Genomic DNA, 25,821 nt, shown 5'->3' with positions numbered 1-25,821 from the left:
CATCTTTAATGGAAAACTCTTGGAGATAGATATCTCCGCAATCTATTCTAAATAATCTTTCTGATGTTTTATGCTTCATAACTCTTCCCCTTGTAGTCATATTTTCATTACTTCTTTTATTAAGCAATCTTATTCCATTTAACTCCCTTCTCCTTAATTATGTAATGATAATAAAGTTGTTTAATTTCTACGCTATAAACACGCATAACAGCGTCCGAACAATCGAACGATGTTTAGAATAATTGTTTAATTTTATTTATCCTTCTCTAATTTTAAAAAAATCAGCAACAATAAAGTTTTTTAATAAGTTAAGTATTCTTCTGCAATAGTGGAACAATTGGATGAAATTTTATTTTTTAAAATTAATTTAAAAAAGTAGTTCTCCATGATAATTCTAAGTATAAATAATATTGTAAGTAGGTTTGATAACTCCATTAGAATACTGTTTCATGTCCACTAACTTTAATTTAAGACGTGGTTTTACGCTACCAAATAGAGAAATACCTTCACCGACTATAATTGGATTAACCTTTAATACTAATTGATCAATAAGTTTATGTTTAAACAACGACCCAGCCAATTCTCCGCCTCCACACAACCAAATTTTACCGTTATATTGTTTTTTGAGGTTCTTAATAAACCCTATAGCATCTCCTTTAATAAGTTCAACTTCCTCGTTTGCCTCAAACTGTATGGAGTTTGAAAATATGTAATGTTTTATGCCCTTATATCCAGGTTCACCAGGTTTAGCACCGAATTGAAACCCAAACTCATATGTTTTCCCCCCCATCAACACGGCATCGTATTCCTGAATATCTGCTAAAAAGTCTGGGACATGATCCCCCTCAAATAAAAAGAGAGAATTATTAATATTTCCTTCTATCATACCTTGATCCGCAATAAAATTGTCCAGTGAAACCGCAACATGATAAATCAATTCAGCCATTCAGTCATTCCTCCAAGATAATGAATTGCCTAATTAATTCTATGAAACCAGCTTAATTTCCTTTATGTATTAATCAAACTGCTCAGTTAACTGAATAAACTTTATTTCGTTAATTGAATACCATCACTGACATTTTTAAATAACTCTATTGTAAATGTAACTACTCCTTTGGAAATTCAACAATTTTATTGTCATTTTACACTCACTACGCCTCCCGCTATGGGTTACGTCCTCCGCCTAAGTATGCGATATTTTCTGAATATTATATGCATATTAAACTGTATTTTCAATATCTGTATAACTAATCTAATATGTATAAGAAAAGAGGATATATGCTCATATATTGAACATAATATCCTCTTCTTAGTTTAGTCTATTTAAGTACAGAGAGGCGTTTCTTCTTTTTTCTGAATTTACTAATATTTTTGTGGTATAATATGGATAATGATGGTTTTTTTAGGGGGCGAATGCATTGCGTGAGGCTTTACAACAACGTTGGAGTTTGGAGGGAATTTTCCCTGGAGGAAGTGAGTCTTCTGAATTTAAACAATTTCTCATAGAACTAGAGGAAGATATTTCTAAAGAAACAGCGACAACAATAGAAACGAAGGAACTGGAAGCAATAAGTGGATTCGAACGGTGGATCGAACAAATGAATCGAATCCAAGAGCTATCTACTCGCTTACTTGAGGCAACCCACTTTGTGGAATGTTTGAAATCAGAAAATGTTGAAGATGAGAAGGCTATTATATTAAGTGAAAAAGTAAGGGATATTTCATCACAATTTGAGATTGTCATAAACGATTTTGAACAAGCGTTGGTACATATACCGGATGAGATTTGGGAGCGGCTATTGCAACTGGAAAAAATAAACCAGCTTGCTTATCCACTGCAAGAAAAAAGAGAAAAGGCGAGAGGGAAATTACCAGTAGCACAGGAAAAGTTAATTCAGGATCTTTCTATTAATGGATATCATGCATGGGTCAATTTATATAACTCTGTCACTGGAAAAACGAAGATTGTTTTAGAGGAAGAAGGACAAAGGCAATACCTTAGTTTTGGACAAGTCTATAATCTATTACATTCATCTATCAATCACCATAGTAGAAGAAATCGCGTAAATGCCTTACATCATGCAGGGGAAAAAGTGGCTGAGACATGCGCAGCAGCTTTAAATAACATTGCTGGTTTTCGATTGCAAGTATATAAACACCGGGGAGTAGATTCCATTTTAACAGAACCGCTTCGCTACAATAGAATGTCACAAACAACGCTTGATTCTATGTGGGAAGCTGTCAATCAAAGTAAGCCAATAATAAATTCATATTTAAAAAGAAAGGCACGTTTACTAGGATTAGAAAAAATGGATTGGTTCGACATCTATACGCCTATAGGAAAAGTAGCCAAGACTTATACATATGAAGAGGCTGCTGAAATAATCCTTACTGGTTTTCACTCTTTTAGCCCTAAATTAGCGGATTACACAGAAAGAGCATTTCAGGAAGGCTGGATTGACTCTGAAAACAGAGATACAAAAGCAAGTAGGGGATTCTCAGCTAGATTTCCACTAACAAAGCAAGCGCGCATCTTCATGAATTTCCAAGGAACACATAATAATCTCGCTATACTTGCCCATGAATTAGGACATTCCTTTCATCAAGGCATTATTTCAAGTGATGTTCCTCCATTTGCCCAGCAGTATACGATGGCTGTTAGTGAAACAGCTTCTACTTTTGCTGAAACGATTATTTTAAATAAGGTCATGCAAGATATTTCAAATGAACATGAAAAACTGCTCCTTCTAGAGGCAAAGATACAAACTGCGCTTAGTTATTTAATAGGAGTACAGGGAAATTTTATATTCGAAAAAGATTTTTATGAAATCCGAAAAAAGCGGGTTGTAGGAGTAGATGAATTGAGCCAGTTGATGGAGAAGGCTCAACAGTATGCGTTCAATGATTATCTTGCTTCTTATCATGATCTTTCATGGATTTGGAATCGTCATTTCTATTTCACAGATAAACCTTTTTATAATTTCCCGTACACATTTGGTTTTCTATTTAGCCAAGGGATCTACGCAAATGCTCTTCAAGAAGGACATTCCTTTGAAGAAAAGTATATAGATTTGCTTCGAGATACTGGGAGAATGACTGCTGAGCAATTAGCTTTTCAACATCTTGGTTTTGATTTAACAAAACAAGAATTTTGGGAGAAAGCAATGCAAATTGTTTTACAAGATATAAAAGATTTTCTTGCTTTAACAGAGAAGTCTCTGAGTGTGGAGGGAATGAAATGCCGAATGTAGCATCAAAAACAGAAGAGTTAAGAACGAAACTACAAAACATATTAACTAGCGAATATAAAGAGTTGGGAATTAAAAGTTTGGAAGTAGCAGGAAGCGGTGTACAAAATGTTGTGTTTCGAGGAGATTCAGAAACAGGTTCTTTCGCTTTTCGTGTACCATGGGAACGTGAAGTCGCTAATATAAATGAAAATTTATTTAGCAGTCGCCTTTCATTACAAAAGGAAGCAAAGCTTTCAGAGTTTTGTCATTCTCAAGGAATTCCTGTGCCAGCTGCTCATGGACTGCATCTTTCTGAGGAACTTGATTTTCTAATTTCAGACTATATAGTTACTGACTCCACTCCGATTTCTTCTTACAAAATTGGAGAATTAGCCAATAAGCTTCATCATATGCCGATTGAAGATTTACATTATGAAAATGAAAATGGACAGTCGACAGAAAAGCATATAGCAGAGCGCCTTGTTAGAAGGCTACAATCATTTAACGAAATTACTTCTTTACGTATTCCATTTCCAAAAGCAGAAGAAATTGAAGCAATTTTAAAGGAGGGGGAACAGATAAAGAGGCTGCTTCATATGGATATTCGACCTGCCAATATAATTGGTCATGGCGGAGAAATTCAGGCAATCGTTGACTGGGATAATGCTCTTATTGGTCATCCGCTTCTCGAACTGATGAGAATAGCGGAAGTGAATGAAGTGAATTGGAGTGAATTTAAAGCTGGGTATAAAGATGAGCATATTTTTGATTCTCTTCCTCAAAGTGTTTGTCTGTTTTACAGGCTTGATACGGCGTTGATGCTTGCGAACCTTTTTATCGCTCAGCTTAAAATAAAAGAGAAAGGGCTGTATTATAAGGAACGCGTTGAAGTAATTAATAACGAAATACATAAAGTTTTATAGAGTGAAACTTTATATTAATACAAATTAAAAAAACGACATAAAAACCTTATTTTTTTAGGTGGGCGAGAGCGTCTGGCCATGCGTAGAAGCGGTCAGGGCCTTTTTCTGCCACGTGCAATGGTTAAAACAAAGGGAGAAAGCAAGTGCAGGTCTCTACTCCTGAAGGTATAAAAAAGGTTGAAGTGCCCTTATGTTCAGCCGGGAAAACATTATCAATACAAGGATATGTAACCGAATTAGAGGCGGTTGGATTCTCTATCGTATTTACAGAACAAGGTAGCGGAGCAAATATGCCTTTTGCAGCTATTATTATAGCGAGAACTTAGATTAAGACATTTTATATGAATATATACTATAAGTAGGAGAAAAGAACATGGATATCAATTTTAAAATTGAAAAAGTAAAACTAGAGAACAAAACAGTTTTAAAGAATTTGACGGAACTATATAAATACGATTTCAGCGAATTTGATCCTGAAGATGTGAATGAGCACGGTTTGTATGAATATATGTACGTAGATCATTATTTTACAGAGGAAGGTCGCTTTCCATTTTTTATAAAAGTGAACGAAAAATATGCAGGTTTCGCATTGATCAGAGAGATCGAGGAAAATGGTCGTACATACTATTCGATGTCAGAATTTTTTGTAATGAAAAAGTATCGGAAAAATGGTGTAGGAAAACAAGCAGCTATCCAATTGTTTTGTAAATTCCCTGGGGAATGGGAAGTTGCAGAGATGGAAGAAAATACTCCAGCTCAAGCGTTTTGGAGAAAAGTCATTTCTTTATACACAAATAATGAGTATCGAGAGATTAGGAAAGCAGATTGGGATGGTCCAATTCAAGTGTTTCATTCGAGCGGGAGTATGTAAGTGTTGTAAAGTGATAATAAAGTTATTTAATTTCGATATAAAAATATAAGAGCCCTACTACATTTTCTTGTAGTAAGACTCTTTAAAGTTGTTTAATTTTTATTGAACTATAAAGCCCCCGTTATACTCTATTTAGTTAGGGGAGTTATTTATTAGAAAAGTTGTCAATCACTTGAATAGCTAGTTTCAACGCTTTTATTCTTCTTTCTAAAAGCGTTCTTTGGGGACTACTAGCCTTTGACTTATCATAAATGGTCTCAATTGATGGAAGCAAACCAGTAAGAACATTGCGAGCCTCTGCTAAATCTTCCTGGGTGTAATGATGGGGTCTTTGATTCCAAACGTTTTCTAGCATTGCTAAGCCGATGCAAACAGCTTTGAGTCGTTTCTTTACTAAGGTAGTATTTGCACCTTTCTGAGTCATCTATGACAAGGCATTTTCGAGTTTACTAATTGTCGATTGTAAAGATTTTATTGATTCCAATTTATCTACATTTGATACGTTTTCCATATTAGTACTGTCCCTTCTTCGTTTCTGAATTATTTTGCTTGATACTTGATAAAATCGTTAAGAGCCCTTATTTCACTCGCAATATTTTAACATAAATAACTAACTCTCTTTGAGAGGGATTCTCAACAATATGGCCCAATTGTTGAACACAAGTTAACTAACACTCTTCAACTAACCTGCCTGTTAGTCCAATAAGAATTAAAGAAATTTATTATTTTTTAACCGACTTTATTGTAAATTAAACAACTTTTTGTCACTTAACAAGTGTTTCTATATATTATGGGGGGAATATCATGGTACTACAAAGAGTAAGCTTAATAACAATTGGTGCGTTTAACTTGCCGGTTCTTCGGGCATTTTACAAAAGTTTAGGGTGGGAAGAAACGGAAATAAGTTCAGATAATTACGCTGCTTTTAAAACGGCAGGTGTTATTCTTTCTATCTTTCCTATTGAGGAATTAGCAAAGGATGCTGGCGTTTCAATTACTCAAGATGTAGAAACGTTTCGCGGTGTCACTTTTGCGATTAACGTAGATCATCCTGAACAAGTTGATACAACAATTGAAGAGATTCGCAAAGTAGGCGGAAGAATTTTAAGAGAGCCAAGCGATGCGTTCTGGGGAGGGAGAACAGCATATTTTGCTGACCCTGAAAACAATCTTTGGGAGGTTGCTTGGAACCCGGATTCTGTATTTGATGAAAGAGGGGCTATGATTGCTTTCTAATTTATTTAGTACATCTACTATCGGGTGCGTTCAAGAAGAAATTAACAGAGTCTTATATATAAATCCAATTTGTTTTTTAACATATAGATTGGTGTTATGAAAAAAAGGAACCTGCACTTGTTTGCTCTTTTTGGTTTTCGCTGCGCATGTGGCAGAAATAGGCCCTGACCGATTCTATGCATGGCTAGATGCTCTCGCCCACCGAAAAAGAAAAGGGTTTTTTATATTAGTTTTTCAATTTGTATTTATATAATAAAAAGGTGAGCACAACAACCTGTGCTCACCTTTTGTTTTTTATTTTAAGTTCTCTGGATTTAACGCTTCTAATTCAGGTACAACGAAGCGGCCGTCTTTACGGATTAATACGTCGTCGAAGTAAATTTCTCCGCCGCCGTATTCAGGGCGTTGGATGCATACTAAATCCCAGTGGATGTTAGAGTTGTTGCCATTCCACGCATCGTCGTATGCTTGTCCAGGAGTGAAGTGGAAGCTACCGTCGATTTTCTCGTCGAATAGAATATCACCCATTGGATGTAAAATGTATGGATTTACGCCGATTGCGAATTCACCAACGTAGCGTGCCCCTTCGTCTGTGTCGAAAATTTTGTTAATGCGTTCTGTATCGTTTGCAGTTGCTTCAACAATTTTACCGTCTTTAAATGTAAGTTTTACATTTTCGAACATGTAACCGTTGTATGGAGATGGTGTGTTGTAAGAAACTGTACCGTTAACAGAATCGCGAACAGGTGCAGAGTATACTTCGCCATCAGGAATATTTAAATGACCAGCACACTTAACTGCCGGGATGTCTTTAATAGAGAATGTTAAGTCAGTGCCAGGTCCAACAAGACGTACTTTATCTGTTTTGTTCATTAACTCAACAAGATTATCCATCGCTTTATCCATTTTCGCGTAGTCTAAGTTACATACGTCAAAGTAGAAGTCTTCAAATCCTTCTGTGCTCATTTTTGCAAGCTGTGCCATAGAAGCGTTTGGATAACGAAGGACAACCCATCTTGTTTTTGGAACACGAATGTCTCTATGTACTTTTTTACCTACTGTGTTTCCATAAATTTTCATACGCTCACTCGGAACGTCAGCTTGTTCATTTACGTTATCACCAGAGCGAAGGCCGATATAAGCATCCATATCTTTCATTACGCTTGCTTCATACGCAGCGATTTGCTCGAAATGTTCTTCTGTTGCGCCCATCATTAAAGAGCGGTCTACTTGATGATCTTTTAATAGTACGAATGGATAGCCACCAGCTTCATATGCAGCTTTTACAAGTGCTGTTACTAGCTCTTTTTGTAAACCGAAGTTTTCAATTAATACTTTTTCGCCCTTTTGTAAACGAATAGAGTAATTAATTAAATTTTTTGCTAATGTTTCAATACGTGGGTCTTTCATATGTAAAGCCTCCCTTATATATGTATCCTTCCTTATTGTAACCTACTTATCTGAATTTGTTTAATAATTTATCAAAATATTGGCAAGAAAATTATAAATGTAAAATGTGAAAAGGATAAGTTGTAGATAAGGGTTATTTCCTGCCGTGAACTACATCTCCATTAAAATGGAGAGCTTCGGATTCCCAACAAAAGTCGGTACATCACGGGCGTGCTCAACACCACTACTGGTTGTCACAAGACTTTCAGATACTTGATAGGTAGTAAATACCTACCGCATCTGACCAAACTTTTATCTCCTCAATAAATTGAGGAGATGAAAGTTCGGGTTTCCTAAAACGAAAAAGAGTAACCAGTATGTATTTCTGGTTACTCTTTTTTTATACATGCTATTTATCAATAAATAGTTTATACTTTATTTCATTTGATCAAACATTGTTTTAACATCTTTAGAGTTAGGGGTTGCATATAAAGTTGGTGTGCCAGAAGTTGAACGCCGAGATGTCACTGCAAAAACATAACCAAGATCTTGATTAATTCTTTCTCTCAACCAAGGCCCTCCACTAGCTCCTCCATTCATACCACAACTCATGGCGGCATCGCTGCTAAACAATCCTCTACTAGTTGTAGGTCCGTCGCAATAATAAGCTATCTGTCCATCATATGGTTTTTCGGCGGGCCAACCAAAAATACGAACGTCTGGTTGCTTCGTACCATATCCAGTCGAAAGTCCGTTCCCTCCAATCGTATTTACTAAGTCTTTTCCATTCCTCGGGAAAACAGTAAAAAATGCTTGGTCGTAGCTAAAATTACTATCATTTATCCAGGAGTTGAATGTCCGAGCGTCTTTCCAGTTCCAAATACCATAAGGTGTTGAACCATTACGATATGCCGGAGCAAATGCAATATTTGAGTGCCATCCTTTCCCTTTCCCTCCATGGACACAATGGCCTGCTGTTATAACAAGATTTTTATAATTATTATTAATTGAAGAAGCAGAACAAACATAATCTTTTCCGCCATATGAAAAAAATACTTTTCCTGCTGTAGATGGAACAACTACATTTGCTTCGTTTATGTTATTGTTAGTTTCGGGTAGAACGGGATCAGAAATATTAGTAGGCTCTCCTATTAAAGAAGATTCAAATTGCTCTGGATTCGTTTCTTTTTTTCCATCATTTTTAATTTTGTCTGCTGGAATTGCATTTTTCATCTTTTCTTTTGTCCAATAGCCGGCAGGATCTTCTGTATTTTTTGGATCTTGAATAGTAGGTGGGATTGTTGGAGCAGTTTTAGATTGGGTAAGAGAATCGTTATTTCTTAAAGTAGTATTTTCATCATTAGATGTTGCAAATGCTAAATTAGTACTTAAACATAATGTGAAAATTATACTAAATATAGTTCCAAAAACCAAAAAATGTAGTCTTTTCATAAATGCCCCCTTGGATATATTTGGTAATTGCAGCCACAATCATATCATATTTCAATTCGTTATTCACTATGAAAACAAATTGAAACATTCGCATAAAATTTTTTGTTTGTATGTAGTCCCTTTCATGACCACATATAAAGAAAAAACGAGTGAAGACCACTTTTTGTTTTACATAGCAGTGACTTATAGGTTCAAAAATTAAAATGGATTCATCTTGCATTCCCATTTCAAGATATTTAGGAAACAAAGAAAATATGTGGGGGACTGGCATGTACTTAATTGGGCGGAAGGTTCACTTTATTTCAATAAAAGGTAAAATTCATAGCCAAATATGGAACAATTAGAATGAAACAGAAAATGATTGTATAATAGAAAAAAGAATAAAAAATATAAAGGAGTGGTTCGTATGCAAATTCTTTTATACGTCGGTGTAGCCATTATCGCAATTGCGTTTGCCGTATTAGTTGTATATGTATGTAGAACATTAGTATCTGTTCAAAAAACGTTAGAAAATGTCGCAAGTACGATGGAAGGCCTGGAAAAACAAATGCAGGGCATTACAGTGGAAACAGAGCAACTTCTTCATAAAACAAATGCATTAGCAGATGATATTCAAAAGAAATCACAGTCGCTAAATAAAGTGATGGAAGGTGTAGAGGGAATCGGAACAACGATTCATTCTCTAAATACACGATTACGCGGCGTTTCTGATTCTGTTGCACATCAAGTAGAAAATAATGCTGATAAAGTAGCGCAAGTAGTACAATGGAGTAATGCGGTCATTGATGTGTACAATCGCTTCCGGACAAAAAAGAAAGAAGATGAAGTAGAGAAGTTTGAAAGAACAGAGAAAAAGCCGAAAAAAGAAAAGAAATTGCCACGGCTTCCGATTCGAATGAGAGGTGAATAATATGAATATGACAAAGATTGAAACAATGGAACAATTCGAAGGAATAACAGCAAGTAAAGAGCCATATATCTTGTTTAAACATAGTACAACATGTCCAATTAGCCACGGTGCTTTCACAGCGTTTCAAGAATATCGCAGTGAAGAGCAAGCTGTGCCAGCATATTATTTATATGTACAGGATGCACGTCCTGTTTCCAATAAGATTGCTGAGCACTTTGGAATTAGACATGAATCGCCGCAAGTATTATACATAAAAGATGGTAAAGTTTTCTGGCATGCATCACATTGGAACATTACAAAGCAAGCATTAAAAGAAAATATGAAATAAGGAAAAGCAAGCAAACACGCTTGCTTTTCTTTATTTTCTGAAAATAATATTGACGGGCTATATATTTTACGATTAAATGAAGGGGAAATAACGATTCCATATGCATTCTCGTGCGATGTGTATGAAGTGACATCTGCATATGTATCATATATAATAAATTATCTTATGAATGATATTTATATTTACTTATTAGTATACATATAAAACTTGAAAGAGGTGGCTTTATTATGGCATCACAGGAGTTAGATCGATTACGTTCTCAAATTGACGAAACGAACTTACAAATTTTAAAGTTATTAAATGAACGCGGTCGGCTTGTACAAGAAGTCGGCAAGTTAAAAGAAGTACAAGGTGTGAAACGTTTTGATCCAGTACGTGAACGCAAAATGCTCGATTTAATTGCGGAAAATAATGATGGGCCATTTGAAACATCAACGCTTCAACATTTATTTAAACAAATTTTTAAAACAGGGTTAGAGTTGCAAGAAGATGATCATCGTAAGGCCCTTCTTGTATCCCGTAAGAAAAAGTCAGATGATACGATTGTTAACATTAAAGGTGAAAAAATTGGTGATGGCAATGCGCATTTTATTATGGGACCATGTGCAGTTGAAAGCTATGAACAAGTTCGCCAAGTAGCTGAGGTAATGAAAGAACAAGGCTTAAAACTTATGCGCGGCGGAGCATTTAAACCACGTACATCACCATATGATTTCCAAGGTCTTGGTATTGAAGGGTTGAAAATTTTACGCCAAGTAGCAGATGAGTATGATTTAGCTGTTATTAGTGAAATTCTAAATCCAAATGATATTGAAATGGCGCTTGATTACGTAGATGTCATTCAAATTGGTGCACGTAATATGCAAAACTTCGAGCTGTTAAAAGCAGCTGGTTCTGTGAATAAGCCGGTATTATTAAAACGAGGATTATCCGCAACAATTGAAGAATTTATGTATGCGGCAGAATATATTATTGCACAAGGAAATGGCGATATTATTTTATGTGAGCGCGGTATTCGTACGTATGAGAAAGCAACGCGAAATACGTTAGATATTTCTGCTGTACCAATTTTAAAGAAAGAAACGCACTTGCCAGTTGTTGTTGATGTAACACATTCAACAGGGCGCCGTGATTTATTATTGCCAACTGCAAAAGCGGCAATGGCAATCGGTGCAGATGCAATTATGGCAGAAGTACATCCTGATCCAGCTGTAGCACTTTCTGATTCGGCGCAGCAAATGGATATTCCAGAGTTCAATGCATTTATGAATGAATTAAAAGCATTTCGTATGAGATAGTAAGCGGATAGCTTACTATCCACAAATAGTGGGATAATGGCTTCGAAAATCTATGTAGCTGTGTGCTGCATAGATTTTTTTCTGGAAAATGGGTATTTTTATATTAAAAATATGAAAATATAAGAAAAGGAACGAATTTTTTCGAAACTTTTTCGGGAAAATATTGTCTCAATCCTTATTTGTATCGTATCATTAGTGAAAGGGCTCGGAAGTGACATCTTTAAGTAGAGTGGATGTCTTTTTTTTCATTCAAGTTAACTGATACATATTATATAGATGAATTTTATAAAGGAGTGTGTGAAAAGATGAACGTAACAATATATGATGTAGCGCGTGAAGCAAATGTCTCAATGGCAACAGTATCACGTGTTGTGAACGGTAATCCAAATGTAAAACCAACAACAAGAAAGAAGGTATTAGAGGCGATTGAGCGCCTTGGTTATCGTCCAAATGCAGTAGCACGCGGATTAGCAAGTAAGAAAACAACAACAGTTGGAGTTATTATTCCAGATATCTCTAACACGTTTTATTCAGAACTTGCACGTGGTATTGAAGATATCGCAACAATGTACAAATATAACATTATTTTAAGTAACTCTGACCAAAATAAAGAGAAAGAATTCCATTTATTAAATACAATGCTTGGGAAACAAGTAGATGGTATCGTATTTATGGGAGAAGATATTACAGAGACTCACGTAGAAGAATTTAAAAAATCTCCTGTTCCAATCGTACTTGCGGCATCGTTTGATGAGCAAAATATTACACCATCTGTAAATATCGATTACACACAAGCAGCGTATGATGCAATGAAGCATTTCTTAGAGAAAGGTCATACAAGAATTGGTTTCGTATCTGGCCCTTACGTTGATAAAGCAGGCAGTGCGAAAAAATTACAAGGTTACAAACGAGCATTAGAAGAAGCAGGTATTGCTTACGATGAAGAGCTTGTTGTGGATGGTGACTACACGTACGATTCTGGTATGGAAGCATTAGACAAACTATGGGAACTTGCTGAAAAACCAACAGCTGTATTCGTATCTTCTGATGAAATGGCACTAGGCGTAATTCATGCAGCACAAGATAAAGGTTTAAACGTACCAAATGATTTAGAAGTACTTGGTTTTGACAATACACGCCTTGCCATTATGGTACGCCCGCAGCTTTCAACAGTTGTACAACCAATGTATGACATCGGAGCGGTTGCAATGCGTTTATTAACAAAATATATGAACAAAGAAACGGTGGAAGATCATACAGTTATTTTACCGCACCGCATTCAGTTTAGAAATTCAACGAAGTAATAAGAAGAAAACTCGTGGGAATATAACCGCGAGTTTTTTATTTTGAAACGAGTATAGTTGCTTTGAAATGGAAGCTTCGCTTTAACATTATTTCTAATGTATAATGATACTAAAGGCTATGTGAGGGGGAGATGAAATGATCATTCTTTGGGGAATTACACTTTGTGCGACGGCTCTATTTGCTTATATGACATTAAAACAGAGTGGTATAAGACGATTTATTCCTGGCAGTACTTTGGCAGGAATAGCCCTAATCACATATGTTGCTTCCATTTTTTTAGAAAGCGCTGGAGAACAAGTACATGAGAAGTTTATATTTTTTTCTACTACATTATTTGTAGGCGCTATCATTATTTTACTTGTTGCAGGAATTATTTTGTTTATTCATACAAACTCAGAAACGTTATAGAAAAGAGAGCAGGCATACAGTACCTGCTCTCTTTATCTATTTGATTATGCATTATCTCTTGATGCGTTTTGTTGTTTTAATAAATCGCGAATTTCTGTAAGAAGTACTTCTTCTTTTGTTGGTGCTGGTACTTCTTCTTTCCTTTCTGCTTCTTTTTTGAATGTTAGCTTATTAAATAACTTAATAAATAAGAAGATAGAGAACGCGATGATGAAGAAGTCAACAATAGTTTGAATGAATGCACCGTATTTTAATGTAGCTTTACCTACTGGATAAGCAAGATCTGTCAAATCAATACCACCTAGTAAAATTCCGATCAATGGCATAATAACATCATTTACTAATGAAGAAACAATTTTACCAAATGCGCCGCCAATTACAACCCCGACGGCTAAATCCATAACGTTCCCTTTTAAAGCGAATTTTTTAAACTCGTTCCACATTTATAATTCCACCCTTTCCACGACTCACTATGAATTTTATTATTCCTATCAACACATTCTATATAAAGTTAAGATAGAAATAAAGAGTAGAGGAGAATAAAAATAAATTCAGAAAACTGAACACGTTTTCCTTTTTTTGTTGCAAATTTCTAGTAAGGTATGAAGCAATTGATAATAAGTCTATCCAAGTTATTTTAGATAAAGATCCAAAAATAGAGCTATTTGCCGGACGCAAAGTAGAGCTACAAGCTGCAGACGGAAGCAAAATAATGAGAAAAAGGGTGTGCTTTTAAAGAGCACATCCTTTTTGTATTTGTTAACGATACGACAAAGCTTGTTTTCCTAACGCATCCCAAGCTTGAATAAATGTTTCTTTGTTTACTTTCAGTGCTTTTTTCTCAGTTAAAGGATCATTAATATAAATATAACCGTTCTCAAAACCTACGAGCACAACGGCGTGTAAATCTAGAGGAGCTGTAATTTTTTCGTTTCCGTGTTGCCAAGATGCCCATCTGTCAGGAATTTTGTAATCTCCTGTCGTCCAAACCACTACAGGTTTATTCATTTTGACTTGAGCTAGTACATCATCAAAAGATTTTCCAGTTAAATTTATTGTGCGATTTGGAAGATAACGCTCCATTAATTGTTGCAGTGGTTCAACGTAGACGGCATATCCCATCTTTTCTCCTGTTATATCTCCAACGAAACCTTCTTTAGGATTTCCCCATTGAAGAATGTCTCCGTTTTTACTCACAGACGGAGGATCATTGTCTTTTTTGATATTGTTGGCTAATTCCATTTTATCGACTTTTACGCCAGCGTGCTGCAGTACCATTGCTAAGCTCGTCACTTCACAGCCGAATTTCAGCTCGGGTTTTTGAGGTATGAGCGGTACATCTAAAATAACTTTTTCTTGTTTTGGAGGAGCTGTAGGAGCAGGAGGTTGCGATGTTTCATTGTGGGATGGTGAATATTTCACATTTTTTGTTAATTCGGCTTCTTCCTGTTTGGACGAATGGCCTGTTATAACTGTGAATAGGATATACAAAATTAAAAATTTTTTCATAGCATCCACCTTTGTTATATAGTGCCATACATGTTGTAATGGTAGCGTTTGTATAATTAGATTCTTTCATTTCTTATGAAAATATTCAAAAGATCACGGATTCGGTTTAATCAGAAGGAATACAATTTTTTCTTCTTTTCATATTAATGTTTTTAAGGAAAAAACGATTTCTTATTTTTCAAAAGGGATTGATTCGCTTATATGGAGTGTTAAGAGGATACACATATAATATATAAACACAAATAAAAACGATATAGATTCATTCTTTTGAGAGAAGCGAGAGCGGGCCTCTTTTTTCTACATAGCAGTAATCTATATGTTGAAAAATAAAAATGCTCCCATATAGAAAAAGGAGGCTACAAATTTAGTTTTTCAAGGTCATCGACTAGAATAGGGATCGAGTAATCTTCTTCATTTTCGGGGGCATCAGAACGTCCGCACCCGCGTTGTTCATAGTAAATGACAGTCGTAAATTCCTCTAGTTTTGGACCAATTGTTCGTTCAAATGTATAATGATTTCCGTCTGGCCCACCGTGAACAACGACAATTGGTATTGTCTTATGTTCTGCACCGGCAATTTTACACCAATGTCGTATGTGATTCACTGTTATGTAAGTAATTCCATTTTGAAGCATTATAAATGTTCACTACCTTCCTTCAAGGAATGATAGAATGCTGTAATCACCGATGAAAATTTCTCTTCCTCTTCTAAAAATGGATAATGATTGCTGTGTTCGAAAGGAATGAATGAAGAGTCTCGTATGCCTTTATGAATTTGCAAGGAAGATGCAATTGGACATTGTACGTCATGTTGTCCACAAAGTATTAACGTTTTTGTTGTTACATTAGCAAGTTGTTCGCTTACATCAAAGCTGCGAAATTCTTTTGCAAAATAGTTCATACGGCTTGCGGCCATCGTTTTATAGATTGCTTTTGAGAAGTATGTTTCATATTGTTCTGGCTTGTATAAGGATAACTTTGTACGCTCAGTTGATAAAGTAGTTCTTTCTTTTTTCGTAAGATGTGGTAATTTCAAATCCTCGATGAGCTGCTGCATATATGCAAACTGCGGATGTTCTGGATGATAAATACAGTCTTTCATTTTGGAGTAATCACTAGCAGCAGCGCCAACGACTACTAACGATTGTAAGGACTGTGGATAATTTATAGCATATAAAAGTCCAAGCATACCGCCAGTAGAATGCCCTGCAAAATGCCATGATGAAATGCGCAGCGCTTCTCGAATGGCTTCTAAATCTTGAATCGTTTCTTCCATACTTAACTCGTCTTCTTGAGAAGCAGTTACTGAATTTCCTGCATCTTTTAAATTAATTAATATAACTTTATGTAAGGATGTAAAGCTGTCAGCAAAATAGTCGCCCGTTTCATTGAATTGGGAGTAAAGGTGTGTAATACAGAGCGGCTCTCCGTGTCCTTTTGTAAATAGTTCAAAAGTTCCTCGGTCTGTATGGATAAGTTGTTGTTTCCACATAAGTGTATCTCCTTTTTATATAAATCTATTTTAAATTTTCAATATATATATCCATTTTAATTTTTCGACATATAAGTCGCTGCTATGCAGAATACAACATGACTGCTACTTGCTTTCTTCTTTTGTTTTAAACCTTGCATGTGGCAGAAAAAGGCCCTGACCGCTTCTATGCATGGCCAGATGCTCTCGCCCACCTAAAAAGAAAGACGGTTTTAATGTCGATTTTTTAATTTGTATTTATATAGGTCGCAACTATGCAGACAAAACATGCCCGCTATTTGCTCTCTCTCTTTGTGTAAAACTTCGCATGTGGCAGAAAAAAGACCTGACCGCTACTATACGCGGCCAGATGCTCTCGTCTCCCCTTAAAAAGAAAAGGGTTTTTATATCGTTTTTTTAATATAACACCTTTTTCATATTATTCCGAATTATCTCAAGGCACTTTGCTACAGTTAATTCGTTTTTCTCTTCAATTTCTTGTTTGCGTGGAATCGGTTTATACATGTTGTCTGGGTCTTCCCAGGTGAGCGGGAGGTCTGTCTTAGCTTGTCCTTTCCAAGCTTCAATCCATTCTGGTGGGAGATGTCCTGAGATGTTTTGGATGTTGTTCATTTCGAGCCAAATGAGCGCCCAAGCTCTTGGAACGACGCGCCATATATCGTAACCGCCGCCGCCGACTGCAATCCAGCGGCCATTGCAGTATTCGTGAGCAATTTCATGAGCAATCTTTGGAATTTCACGGTAAACTTGTATTGTTGAACAAAGATGTGTAAGAGGATCGTAATAATGAGCATCAGCTCCGTTTTGCGTTAAAATAATATCAGGTTTGAAATAGTCAGCGACTTCTCGAATAACAGTGCGATATGCATGAATAAATGAGTCATCTTCTGTAAAAGCATCAAGAGGAACGTTGAAAGAATAGCTATAGCCATTCCCTTGACCACGCTCATTTACAGCTCCTGTTCCTGGAAATAAGTAACGCCCTGTTTCATGCAATGAAATTGTGCATACGTTAGGATCGTCATAAAAGGACCACTGCACACCATCACCGTGATGAGCGTCTGTATCGATGTATAAAACACGAAGACCATATTTTTGTTGTATATATTTAATGGCAATCGAGCTGTCATTATAAATACAAAACCCAGATGCTTTTCCGCGAAAGCCGTGATGTAATCCACCGCCGAGATTTAGAGCATGCTCTGCCTTTCCCTCAAGAATTGCATCGACCGCAGTTAAGGTGCCGCCAACAAGAAGGGCGCTCGCTTCATGCATGTTTTGAAACATGGGTGTATCTTCTGTTCCAAGACCATAGGACATTGCAAGTGATTGTTCTATTGTTCCTTCTCCAGCACGTTTTACCGCATTTATGTACTCTTCTGTATGAATTAAAGCAATTTCTTCATCTGTTGCCATTCGTGGAGGAATGATCTGTGAAGGATGTATGAATCCACCTTTTTGCAGTAAATCATACGTTAGCTTTACCCGAAGCTGATTAAAAGGGTGATCAGGACTAAAGGAATAGCCCTGATAATTTTCTGAGTAAATGAATACATTTTTCATGTTCCCATCCCCGCAATATTTGGCCATAAAACATGGTAGCCTTTTTGTTCTAGCTCTTCAATTGCTTTAAGAGGATTCATTGTTTGAATGCGGAATACAAGAACTTTGTCGCGCTCTTCTTTTGCTGGATAGACGAGAACGCTCACTATGTTAATTTTCAGTTCACTGAAAACAGCAACGACCTTTCCGAGAATACCAGGTTCATTGTTTACTTGAATTTCAATTTGTGAACTTGGTTGATGAGCACCTGTTAATTTGACGAGTGTATGTAATACTGTTGATTCCGAAATAATGCCGACAAGTTTACCGCTCTTTGTAACAGGAAGACAGCCAATTTTATTTTCAAAAAATAACGTGGCAATTTCTTCAACAAAATCAAGAGGATGACATGTCATAACAGGATGCTTCATAATACGTTCAATCGGCTCTTTAAGAGAATCCTTTAAAACGTGTTCATCAAGAATGGACGGACTCGCATCGCGAACGTCACGGTCGGAAATAATGCCGACAACTTCATATTTTTCATTTACAACTGGAATGTGCCGAATACTATGTGCTGCTAATGTTCTCAAGGCTGTTTCAATCGTGTCAGTTGGGCGCAGCGTTGTTACATTTTGCTTCATGATTTCTTCAACGATCATGATGTAATCCCCCTTTTAGTACATGAAACGATTTTTGAAGCGTAAGCGGTCAAATTGTTGAATGGATGCTGTATCAACGCGTTTTCCAATGCGAACCATTAAGCAGTTTGCTGGATGTGAACAAATTTCAGGATCATCTGTTGCCATCCATTCCAGTCCACCAGCATTCATCATCTTCTCCATTACTTTTCGATATTCCCAGACATTGAGTCCAGTTTGTTTTAAATCCCAGTGCCAATAATATTCAGTTGTTAAAATAATATAGTCTTCCATATGGTCATCCATCATAGAAACTTCTAATAAGTTCTTTCCAACAGCGCAGCCGCGAAAATCAGGAGCAACTTCAATTGCACCAAGCTCAATTAAATTTTTCATTTTTCCTTCAGACCATCGTTCAAGAGGGTCTGGGTATAAATATGTTACATAGCCAACAATTGTATGTTCATGACGAGCAATAATAATTCGAGCTTCTGGTAACTTAGAAATCTCGACAATTGCTTTATACTGCTGAGCCGCAGGTCGAAAGGCAATTAAATCAGGATGAAATTCATATGTTTCTAAATTATGTGTCTGGACAGGACCTTCAATAATTAAAGTTCCTTTTGGTGTTTTTAAATTTCTTACATTGTAAACTTTGCTATGAATCAATTTTAGGCTCACCACCTTCAGGGCTTTGTGAATCTACTATCTATTTTCATACTACTGTACTCAGTATGCGATGTGAATCGAAATTTGTCAGTAAAAAAATGTCTAAAATTCTTAAAAAATACTGAAAATTATAAAATATATATTTATAATACACTTATACGGTACATAGAAGGGGGATGTAAAGAATGAAAGTAGAAACACTTCCAGTTATTCAAGGGGAAAACAATTTGTTAAATTATGATGAAGCATATCAAAACTTTAATTGGGAAGAAGTTAATCAAAATTTTTCTTGGCATGAAACTGGGCGAGTAAACATGGCCTATGAGGCCATTGATCGACATGCCAAATCCCACCGAAAAAATAAAGTAGCATTGTATTATCAAGATGGTGTGAGAAAAGAGAAATATACATTTAAAGAAATGAAGGAATTGTCGAATAAAGCAGGAAATGTTTTAAAAAATTATGGGGATGTTGAAAAAGGCGACCGTGCCTTTATTTTTATGCCCCGTTCGCCGGAATTGTATTTTACTTTACTTGGTGCAACAAAGCTTGGAGCAATCGTTGGTCCATTATTTGAAGCTTTTATGGAAGCGGCTGTATGTGACCGCCTGGTGGATAGTGAAGCAAAGGTGCTTGTAACAACACCGGAATTGTTAGAACGTATACCATTTAATGATTTACCAGCGTTAAAAACGGTATTTGTTGTTGGAGAAGGTGTAGAAGAAGGCGGTAAAATTGTAGCATTTAATCCACTTTTTGAACAAGCTTCTGATAAGTTAAAAATTGAATGGCTTGGAAGAGAAGATGGGCTCATTTTACATTATACATCTGGCTCAACAGGGAAACCAAAAGGTGTGCTGCATGTTCAAAATGCAATGGTGCAGCATTATCAAACAGCAAAATGGGTGCTGGATTTAAAAGAAGATGATGTGTATTGGTGCACGGCCGATCCAGGCTGGGTAACTGGAACATCATACGGTATTTTTGCGCCGTGGCTAGTCGGAGCTTCCAATGTAGTTTTAGGGGGACGCTTTAGTCCGGATGCTTGGTATGAAACGCTTCAAGATTACGGTGTAACAGTTTGGTATAGCGCTCCGACAGCATTTCGCATGTTAATGGGTGCTGGTGACGATACGCTGAAGAAGTATGATTTATCAGATCTTCGTCATATTTTAAGTGTTGGGGAACCGTTAAACCCAGAAGTAATTCGCTGGGCGATGAAAGTGTTCCATCTTCGCATTCATGATACGTGGTGGATGACTGAAACAGGAGGACAAGTTATTTGTAACTATCCATGCATGGAAATTCGCCCGGGTTCTATGGGAAAACCAATACCAGGCGTAAAGGCAGCAATTGTTGATAATGAAGGAAACGAATTGCCGCCATACACAATGGGGAACTTAGCGATTGGAAAAGGCTGGCCATCGATGATGCGTGCTGTTTGGAATAACCCGCAAAAATATGAGTCTTATTTTATGCCAGGAGACTGGTATGTGTCAGGTGACTCTGCGTATATGGATGAAGATGGCTACTTCTGGTTCCAAGGGCGTATTGATGATGTTATTATGACGTCAGGTGAGCGCGTTGGTCCATTTGAAGTAGAAAGTAAATTAATCGAGCACCCTGCTGTAGCTGAAGCTGGTGTAATTGGTATTCCGGATCCAGTTCGCGGAGAAATTATTAAAGCGTTTATCGCACTGCGCGCAGGTTACGAACCATCTGAAGAATTAAAAGAAGAAATTCGCCAATTTGTGAAAAAAGGTCTTGCAGCTCATGCGGCACCGAGACAAATTGAATTCCGAGATAAATTACCGAAAACGAGAAGCGGTAAAATTATGCGCCGTGTATTAAAGGCATGGGAGTTAAACTTACCAACAGGTGACTTGTCTACGATGGAAGATTAAACAAGAAAGGTCTGAACATTCTTCGTTCAGGCCTTTCTTGTTTAGCGTATAATGAAATTGTGCAGCGTTACAGATAACTTATACGTAATATGTAGCAGAGCATGCAAGAAGGTTAATACAATGACATAAAGAAAAGATTTTATCTTTTGGAGGGATGTTAGTGACGCAATATTATCTTTTTGTTACTATGTCAATTTTTCTTATTATTTTGCCAGGACCTGATACGGGATTAGTAACTCAGAATACAATACTGCAGGGGAAACAAGGCGGAATGAAGACTGTTTTTGGTATTCTATGCGGTTTAAGTATTCATACGTTAGCAGCTGTACTTGGGATTTCTGCAATTCTTGTTAAATCGGCATTTTTATTTTTTATTTTTAAGTATATTGGTGCTATTTATCTTATTTATTTAGGATGCGTATCATTATGGTCTTTACGGAAGAAAGGAAAACAAACAGAGGATAGTACAGTTAAAAATAAGTATCAAGGTGCTTCTTGCTTCCGACAAGGTTTTCTTACCAATTTGTTAAATCCCAAAGTAGCTATTTTCTTTCTAACGTTTTTACCGCAATTTATACAGCATGATGGAAATACGTTTTTTCAACTTTTTATTATGGGAATGACATATACAGTTTTAACCTTTCTATGGTTTATACTCTATACTTATTTAATCAATGCAATTCGTACATGGATGAAAAAGCCGTCTACAGAGCGGGCTATTCAAGGGATAAGTGGTTTTGTACTTTTGGCATTTGGGATTAAATTAGCGCTGGAAAAACGACCATAGTCACTTTTATAAGTAAAGCTGCCGTTAGTGGGGAGCCTCATCCCTGCTGATGGAAAGCTCACCCAATCGGACTCTTACTGCCCAAAAGCAGCAGGATAAAAAAATAAAATAATTTTTTGAACCATTTGCCTCCATCATTTGTATAAGTTTATGAAAAATAAATTAGGGGGCGCTTCATATGTCGAATAAATGGATGCTTTCATTCGTTTTGATCAGTATTATAATCGTAATTGCTTTAGGTACACTTTTGCCTATAGCGATAGGATTTAAAGTTTCAATGATTACGATAGCATGTATGATGATCATTATATTTTCCATCCTTATCCCTTTTGATAAGAAATATATCGTGCGAAAAGCTGGGAACAAAATCGACTTTACAAAAACAAAAGTTTATTTTCACTGGAATGTATTTGATACCATATCGGTTTGCATTGCAGCATACGCTTGTATATGTGTACAGGTGTTAAATTTCCTAATTTCAAGCGGATTAACAGTTCGAAATCCGTATGTACAATTTTTTACGAATCAATCACAAGTATGGACGATTGTTGCAAGTTTATATTTAATTATCCGCTTATCTCTAACATTAAAGGGGATAAAGGAGATTAAAAAACATGACGCAAATTGGGGTTGAGGAGGAATTAATGCTCGCCTATCAAAAAGGAGATGAACAAGCGGGGGAGAGATTATATGTTTTAATCAAACCGGCGTTATATACATTTTTATATCGTTTTAACCGTGATGAACAGCTGAGTATAGACCTCGTTCAAGACACATTTTTGACGTTAGAACGTAAGAAACATATGTATGCGATTGAAAAAGGAAAGATTAAAACATATTTGTTTCAAATTGGTTATCGGCTTATGATTAATAAACTGAATCGAAGAAAGAAATGGCGTTCACTTATACCATTTCTTGTACCGATTCAAGAGAAGGAATTTTCGCAAGAAGACCGTCTTACAGTGAGAGAAGCAATTTTGAAGGTTCCAGAAGACCAACGAGCGGTCCTTATTCTTTCTTATTATCATGATATGCTACAAAAGGAAATCGCAGAGGTACTAGATATTCCTATAGGAACGGTGAAATCGAGGCTTTATCATGGTATTAAGAAATTGAAGCAATTGTTGGAGGTGGATGAAATTGACCGAAAATCCCTTTGATAAAGAATATAGATTGAAACAGCATTTAGATAGTGATCATGTGGAAGTTCCTGATTTTCCGCAAAAAGTGAATAGGGGAGATCGATTTTTACGCTTTCTTGGGTCTCCGGCTAAAGATCCTGTTGAAGCGACAATTGGTAATGATTTATCAATTGTGTTTCACATCTCTCTGTTAGCCAGTGTTCCGCTCCTTTCTTTATTGACGATACTTATTGCTCGCTAGTGAAATTTTGGAAAAGTAATATAACGAAATCACAACCGAGAAATTTCCAGCTGCATTTGACAGGCATATACAAATGATGTTATAAAGAGAAGTATATAAATAATCGAGCGTGGAAAGGGAACAGTAGTGATCATTTCCCTGTTTTAGAGAGCTGATGGCCGGTGAAAATCAGCACATAAATGATCGCGAATTACGACCCTGGAGCATCTTTCTTCGATTGGATTTCATCCGAAAGGGGAAAGACGGTGATGAGCCGTTATGTGAATGAAGTGGCAGGTTTTTTATCTGCAACTAGGGTGGTAACGCGATGATTAAAATCGTCCCTTATTGAAGGGGCGATTTTTTTATGTTTTTAAATTCCGCGCACAAATTATTTTTAAAGGAGTGAATATGATGAACATTTTACAAGATCTTGAGTTTCGTGGCCTAATTAACCAACAAACGGATGCAGAAGGTTTGCAAGAACTATTAGAGAAAGAAAGTGTGAAATTATACTGCGGTTTTGACCCAACAGCTGATAGTTTACATATTGGTCATATGCTACCAATTTTAATATTACGTCGTTTCCAACAAGCAGGGCATCAGCCAATCGCACTTGTTGGCGGAGCTACAGGTTTAATTGGTGACCCAAGTGGTAAGAAAGCAGAGCGTACATTAAATGAAAAAGAAACAGTTGCCTTTTTCAGTGAGCGTATTAAAGAGCAGCTTTCTAACTTCCTAGACTTCAATAAAGAAGGTAATCCAGCAACAATCGCAAACAACTACGATTGGATTGGTTCTTTAGATTTAATTACATTCTTACGCGATATCGGTAAAAACTTTGGCTTAAACTACATGTTAGCAAAAGATACAGTTGCATCTCGTTTAGAAACAGGTATCTCATTCACTGAGTTTAGTTACATGATTTTACAATCATACGATTTCTTAAACTTATACCAAACGCACGGTTGTAGGTTACAAATTGGTGGTAGTGACCAATGGGGGAACATTACAGCTGGTTTAGAATTAATCCGTAAATCAGAAGAAGATGCGAAAGCATTCGGCTTAACTGTACCGCTTGTAACGAAATCTGATGGTACGAAGTTTGGAAAAACAGAAGGCGGAGCGGTTTGGTTAGACCCAGAAAAAACAACGCCGTACGAATTCTACCAATTCTGGATTAACACAGATGATCGTGATGTTGTGAAATACTTAAAATACTTCACATTCTTATCTCATGAAGAGATTCTTGAGTTAGAAAAACAAGTTGCAGAAGCACCTGAAAAGCGTGAAGCACAAAAAGCATTAGCTTCTGAAATGACAAAACTTGTTCACGGTGTTGAAGCATTAGAGCAAGCAATTAAAATTTCAGCAGCATTATTTAGCGGTTCTGTTGCAGAATTAACAGCAGCGGAAATTGAGCAAGGATTTAAGGATGTACCATCTGTAGAGCGTAGTGTAGAAGATGCATTGTTAGTGGATGTACTTGTGGAAAGTAAAATTTCACCGTCAAAACGTCAAGCACGCGAAGATATTACAAATGGTGCGGTTTATGTAAATGGTGAACGTACACAAGAGTTAGACTACATGATAACAGAAAAAGACCGCATTGAAGGTAAATTTACAATCATTCGCCGCGGGAAGAAAAAATATTTCTTAATTCGTTACTAACATGCCAAAAAGCGTAAGAATTCTTACGCTTTTTGCATTTTAAAGGAGAGGAGTTAACATTTTGGATATTCAGAAAATTGTAGATGAGTATATTTTAAATCCGGACAAATTAATTAGCTTTGGGGAAACCATCCTGAAAATTATTGTTATTTTTATTGCGGCAAAAGTGATTATTCGCGTAGCTTCTGTAGGAATTGAACAAATATTTAAGATGAGCAGCAAAGCGCCTGTGCGTACAAATGAAAGACGTGAAGCGACATTAACGAAGCTTTGTCAAAATATTGTTCATTATGTTGTGTATTTCATGGTCATTATGACGGTTTTAGAAACAGTAGGAATCGATATTAAAGCGCTTCTTGCTGGGGTGAGTGTTGCCGGTTTAGCAATTGGGTTTGGGGCACAAAACTTAGTAAAAGACGTTGTAACAGGATTCTTTATTATTTTCGAAGATCAATTTTCAGTTGGCGATAAAGTGAAAATTAATGATATTGACGGTATCATCGAAGAAGTAGGGCTTCGTACGACGCAGCTCGTTGCAGAAACCGGCGAGATTTACTTCGTTGCGAACAGTTCAATTACAAAAGTTGCGAACTACTCTTTAGGTGAAAAACGTAAAGAAATAGCGTAAGGGAATATGGTTGAAAAAGGACTTCGGTGATGCCGGAGTCTTATAAAATGTGTATGAGGACTTTCTTATACCAGAAGATACGGAAGAAATATTTTGTAAAAAAATATAGTGGAAAAACAAGACAAAATTGTCTTGTTTTTTTGTTTTTAGGTACTTAAAAAGGACGCACTTTAATTTATCAAAACAATTCTTATTTTTCTGTCACTTATAACGTATTCAAAATTTCTAAAAAACCCCCTTTTATTTATCTAGTGTTAATTACAAAT

26 protein-coding genes, 2 pseudogenes and 1 other annotated feature are annotated in these 25,821 nt (G+C 36.3%); of the genes and pseudogenes, 17 read left to right on the top strand and 11 right to left on the bottom strand.

The window, feature by feature from the left end; genetic code table 11:
* Positions 1 to 394 precede the first annotated feature (394 nt).
* Complete coding sequence (locus ACIGHG_RS14090; protein WP_003202991.1) at positions 395 to 946, bottom strand: dihydrofolate reductase family protein; 552 nt, start codon at positions 944 to 946, stop codon at positions 395 to 397.
* Between the two features lie 472 nt (positions 947 to 1,418).
* Here ACIGHG_RS14090 and ACIGHG_RS14085 point away from each other — a divergent pair, with 472 nt between their 5' ends.
* The 4 genes from ACIGHG_RS14085 (at position 1,419) to ACIGHG_RS14070 (ending at position 5,024) form a co-directional block, all read left to right on the top strand.
* A complete protein-coding gene (locus ACIGHG_RS14085) occupies positions 1,419 to 3,251 on the top strand; it encodes a M3 family oligoendopeptidase (RefSeq protein WP_396548967.1) in 1,833 nt (610 codons plus the stop codon).
* Positions 3,239 to 4,153, top strand: coding sequence for a phosphotransferase family protein (locus ACIGHG_RS14080; RefSeq protein ID WP_396548965.1), 915 nt, complete (start codon positions 3,239 to 3,241; stop codon positions 4,151 to 4,153). Before ACIGHG_RS14085 ends, ACIGHG_RS14080 begins: the two co-directional genes overlap by 13 nt.
* Positions 4,154 to 4,296: 143 nt before the next feature.
* On the top strand, positions 4,297 to 4,479 hold the full coding sequence (locus tag ACIGHG_RS14075) for a hypothetical protein (RefSeq protein WP_396548963.1): 183 nt from the start codon (positions 4,297 to 4,299) through the stop codon (positions 4,477 to 4,479).
* Between the two features lie 47 nt (positions 4,480 to 4,526).
* On the top strand, positions 4,527 to 5,024 hold the full coding sequence (locus tag ACIGHG_RS14070) for a GNAT family N-acetyltransferase (protein ID WP_336470948.1): 498 nt from the start codon (positions 4,527 to 4,529) through the stop codon (positions 5,022 to 5,024).
* A gap of 145 nt (positions 5,025 to 5,169) precedes the next feature.
* On the opposite strand, the pseudogene ACIGHG_RS14065 reads toward ACIGHG_RS14070, so the two are convergent.
* Positions 5,170 to 5,535: pseudogene (locus ACIGHG_RS14065) on the bottom strand (hypothetical protein).
* 293 nt (positions 5,536 to 5,828) lie between these two features.
* Between ACIGHG_RS14065 and ACIGHG_RS14060 the strand changes: the two are divergent.
* Complete coding sequence (locus ACIGHG_RS14060; RefSeq protein ID WP_336470950.1) at positions 5,829 to 6,260, top strand: VOC family protein; 432 nt, start codon at positions 5,829 to 5,831, stop codon at positions 6,258 to 6,260.
* 294 nt (positions 6,261 to 6,554) lie between these two features.
* Here the strand turns inward: ACIGHG_RS14060 and ACIGHG_RS14055 are convergent, their stop codons facing one another.
* Both ACIGHG_RS14055 and ACIGHG_RS14050 read right to left on the bottom strand, forming a co-directional pair.
* Positions 6,555 to 7,670 (bottom strand): aminopeptidase, encoded by a 1,116-nt coding sequence (locus ACIGHG_RS14055; RefSeq protein WP_336470951.1) that lies wholly within the window; start codon positions 7,668 to 7,670, stop codon positions 6,555 to 6,557.
* 414 nt (positions 7,671 to 8,084) lie between these two features.
* On the bottom strand, positions 8,085 to 9,101 hold the full coding sequence (locus ACIGHG_RS14050; RefSeq protein ID WP_336470952.1) for a trypsin-like serine peptidase: 1,017 nt from the start codon (positions 9,099 to 9,101) through the stop codon (positions 8,085 to 8,087).
* 361 nt (positions 9,102 to 9,462) lie between these two features.
* Between ACIGHG_RS14050 and ACIGHG_RS14045 the strand changes: the two genes are divergently transcribed.
* The 5 genes from ACIGHG_RS14045 to ACIGHG_RS14025 all read left to right on the top strand — a co-directional run bounded on the left by ACIGHG_RS14045 (position 9,463) and on the right by ACIGHG_RS14025 (position 13,350).
* Positions 9,463 to 10,011, top strand: coding sequence for a DUF948 domain-containing protein (locus ACIGHG_RS14045; protein ID WP_336470953.1), 549 nt, complete (start codon positions 9,463 to 9,465; stop codon positions 10,009 to 10,011).
* A gap of 1 nt (position 10,012) precedes the next feature.
* Positions 10,013 to 10,339: a bacillithiol system redox-active protein YtxJ gene (ytxJ, locus tag ACIGHG_RS14040; protein WP_336470954.1), complete on the top strand. Its 327-nt coding sequence runs from the start codon at positions 10,013 to 10,015 to the stop codon at positions 10,337 to 10,339.
* A gap of 227 nt (positions 10,340 to 10,566) precedes the next feature.
* A complete protein-coding gene (locus tag ACIGHG_RS14035; protein WP_336470955.1) occupies positions 10,567 to 11,637 on the top strand; it encodes a bifunctional 3-deoxy-7-phosphoheptulonate synthase/chorismate mutase in 1,071 nt (356 codons plus the stop codon).
* Between the two features lie 305 nt (positions 11,638 to 11,942).
* Positions 11,943 to 12,941 carry a catabolite control protein A gene (ccpA, locus tag ACIGHG_RS14030; protein WP_336470956.1) on the top strand — a complete coding sequence of 333 codons (999 nt, stop codon included), beginning with the start codon at positions 11,943 to 11,945 and terminating at the stop codon, positions 12,939 to 12,941.
* Positions 12,942 to 13,077: 136 nt separating this feature from the next.
* The gene (locus ACIGHG_RS14025; protein ID WP_090918251.1) at positions 13,078 to 13,350 is read left to right on the top strand and encodes a DUF3917 domain-containing protein; all 273 of its coding nucleotides are present in this window, start codon (positions 13,078 to 13,080) and stop codon (positions 13,348 to 13,350) included.
* 44 nt (positions 13,351 to 13,394) lie between these two features.
* Here ACIGHG_RS14025 and mscL read toward each other — a convergent pair whose 3' ends face one another.
* The 7 genes and pseudogenes from mscL to ACIGHG_RS13990 form a co-directional block, all read right to left on the bottom strand.
* On the bottom strand, positions 13,395 to 13,793 hold the full coding sequence (gene mscL / locus ACIGHG_RS14020) for a large conductance mechanosensitive channel protein MscL (protein ID WP_396548958.1): 399 nt from the start codon (positions 13,791 to 13,793) through the stop codon (positions 13,395 to 13,397).
* A gap of 316 nt (positions 13,794 to 14,109) precedes the next feature.
* On the bottom strand, positions 14,110 to 14,859 hold the full coding sequence (locus ACIGHG_RS14015) for a C39 family peptidase (RefSeq protein ID WP_336470958.1): 750 nt from the start codon (positions 14,857 to 14,859) through the stop codon (positions 14,110 to 14,112).
* Between the two features lie 365 nt (positions 14,860 to 15,224).
* Positions 15,225 to 15,494 (bottom strand): annotated as a pseudogene (locus ACIGHG_RS14010) (alpha/beta fold hydrolase); the annotation flags it as partial.
* On the bottom strand, positions 15,494 to 16,351 hold the full coding sequence (locus ACIGHG_RS14005; RefSeq protein ID WP_336470959.1) for an alpha/beta fold hydrolase: 858 nt from the start codon (positions 16,349 to 16,351) through the stop codon (positions 15,494 to 15,496). The pseudogene ACIGHG_RS14010 and the gene ACIGHG_RS14005, both read right to left, overlap by 1 nt.
* Positions 16,352 to 16,747: 396 nt before the next feature.
* On the bottom strand, positions 16,748 to 17,914 hold the full coding sequence (locus ACIGHG_RS14000) for an acetoin utilization protein AcuC (protein WP_336470960.1): 1,167 nt from the start codon (positions 17,912 to 17,914) through the stop codon (positions 16,748 to 16,750).
* Positions 17,911 to 18,555 carry an acetoin utilization AcuB family protein gene (locus ACIGHG_RS13995; RefSeq protein ID WP_396548955.1) on the bottom strand — a complete coding sequence of 215 codons (645 nt, stop codon included), beginning with the start codon at positions 18,553 to 18,555 and terminating at the stop codon, positions 17,911 to 17,913. The genes ACIGHG_RS14000 and ACIGHG_RS13995 overlap by 4 nt, the downstream gene beginning before the upstream one ends.
* Before the next feature lie 15 nt (positions 18,556 to 18,570).
* Entirely contained in the window at positions 18,571 to 19,203 is a 633-nt protein-coding gene (locus ACIGHG_RS13990; protein ID WP_396548953.1) for a GNAT family N-acetyltransferase, read from the bottom strand.
* 185 nt (positions 19,204 to 19,388) lie between these two features.
* Here ACIGHG_RS13990 and acsA point away from each other — a divergent pair, with 185 nt between their 5' ends.
* The 7 genes from acsA (at position 19,389) to ACIGHG_RS13955 (ending at position 25,555) form a co-directional block, all read left to right on the top strand.
* Positions 19,389 to 21,107 (top strand): acetate--CoA ligase, encoded by a 1,719-nt coding sequence (gene acsA / locus ACIGHG_RS13985; RefSeq protein WP_396548951.1) that lies wholly within the window; start codon positions 19,389 to 19,391, stop codon positions 21,105 to 21,107.
* 154 nt (positions 21,108 to 21,261) lie between these two features.
* Complete coding sequence (locus ACIGHG_RS13980) at positions 21,262 to 21,894, top strand: LysE family translocator (RefSeq protein WP_396548949.1); 633 nt, start codon at positions 21,262 to 21,264, stop codon at positions 21,892 to 21,894.
* Positions 21,895 to 22,072: 178 nt separating this feature from the next.
* The gene (locus ACIGHG_RS13975) at positions 22,073 to 22,528 is read left to right on the top strand and encodes a hypothetical protein (RefSeq protein ID WP_336470964.1); all 456 of its coding nucleotides are present in this window, start codon (positions 22,073 to 22,075) and stop codon (positions 22,526 to 22,528) included.
* Positions 22,509 to 23,054, top strand: a complete 546-nt coding sequence (locus ACIGHG_RS13970; RefSeq protein ID WP_336470965.1) for an RNA polymerase sigma factor — start codon at positions 22,509 to 22,511, stop codon at positions 23,052 to 23,054. The genes ACIGHG_RS13975 and ACIGHG_RS13970 overlap by 20 nt, the downstream gene beginning before the upstream one ends.
* Positions 23,035 to 23,277, top strand: coding sequence for a hypothetical protein (locus tag ACIGHG_RS13965; protein ID WP_396548947.1), 243 nt, complete (start codon positions 23,035 to 23,037; stop codon positions 23,275 to 23,277). Before ACIGHG_RS13970 ends, ACIGHG_RS13965 begins: the two co-directional genes overlap by 20 nt.
* Before the next feature lie 101 nt (positions 23,278 to 23,378).
* Positions 23,379 to 23,605 (top strand) — a binding site (T-box leader).
* Between the two features lie 65 nt (positions 23,606 to 23,670).
* The gene (gene tyrS / locus ACIGHG_RS13960; RefSeq protein ID WP_336471402.1) at positions 23,671 to 24,927 is read left to right on the top strand and encodes a tyrosine--tRNA ligase; all 1,257 of its coding nucleotides are present in this window, start codon (positions 23,671 to 23,673) and stop codon (positions 24,925 to 24,927) included.
* A gap of 61 nt (positions 24,928 to 24,988) precedes the next feature.
* Entirely contained in the window at positions 24,989 to 25,555 is a 567-nt protein-coding gene (locus tag ACIGHG_RS13955; RefSeq protein WP_090918231.1) for a mechanosensitive ion channel family protein, read from the top strand.
* The last annotated feature ends 266 nt before the right edge of the window (positions 25,556 to 25,821 follow it).

Source organism: Bacillus sp. NPDC077411 (assembly GCF_044543425.1).
GTDB lineage: Bacteria > Bacillota > Bacilli > Bacillales > Bacillaceae_G > Bacillus_A > Bacillus_A bruguierae.
Note: the sequence above shows the minus strand (reverse complement) of the source record. Positions and strands in the feature narration are given on the sequence as shown.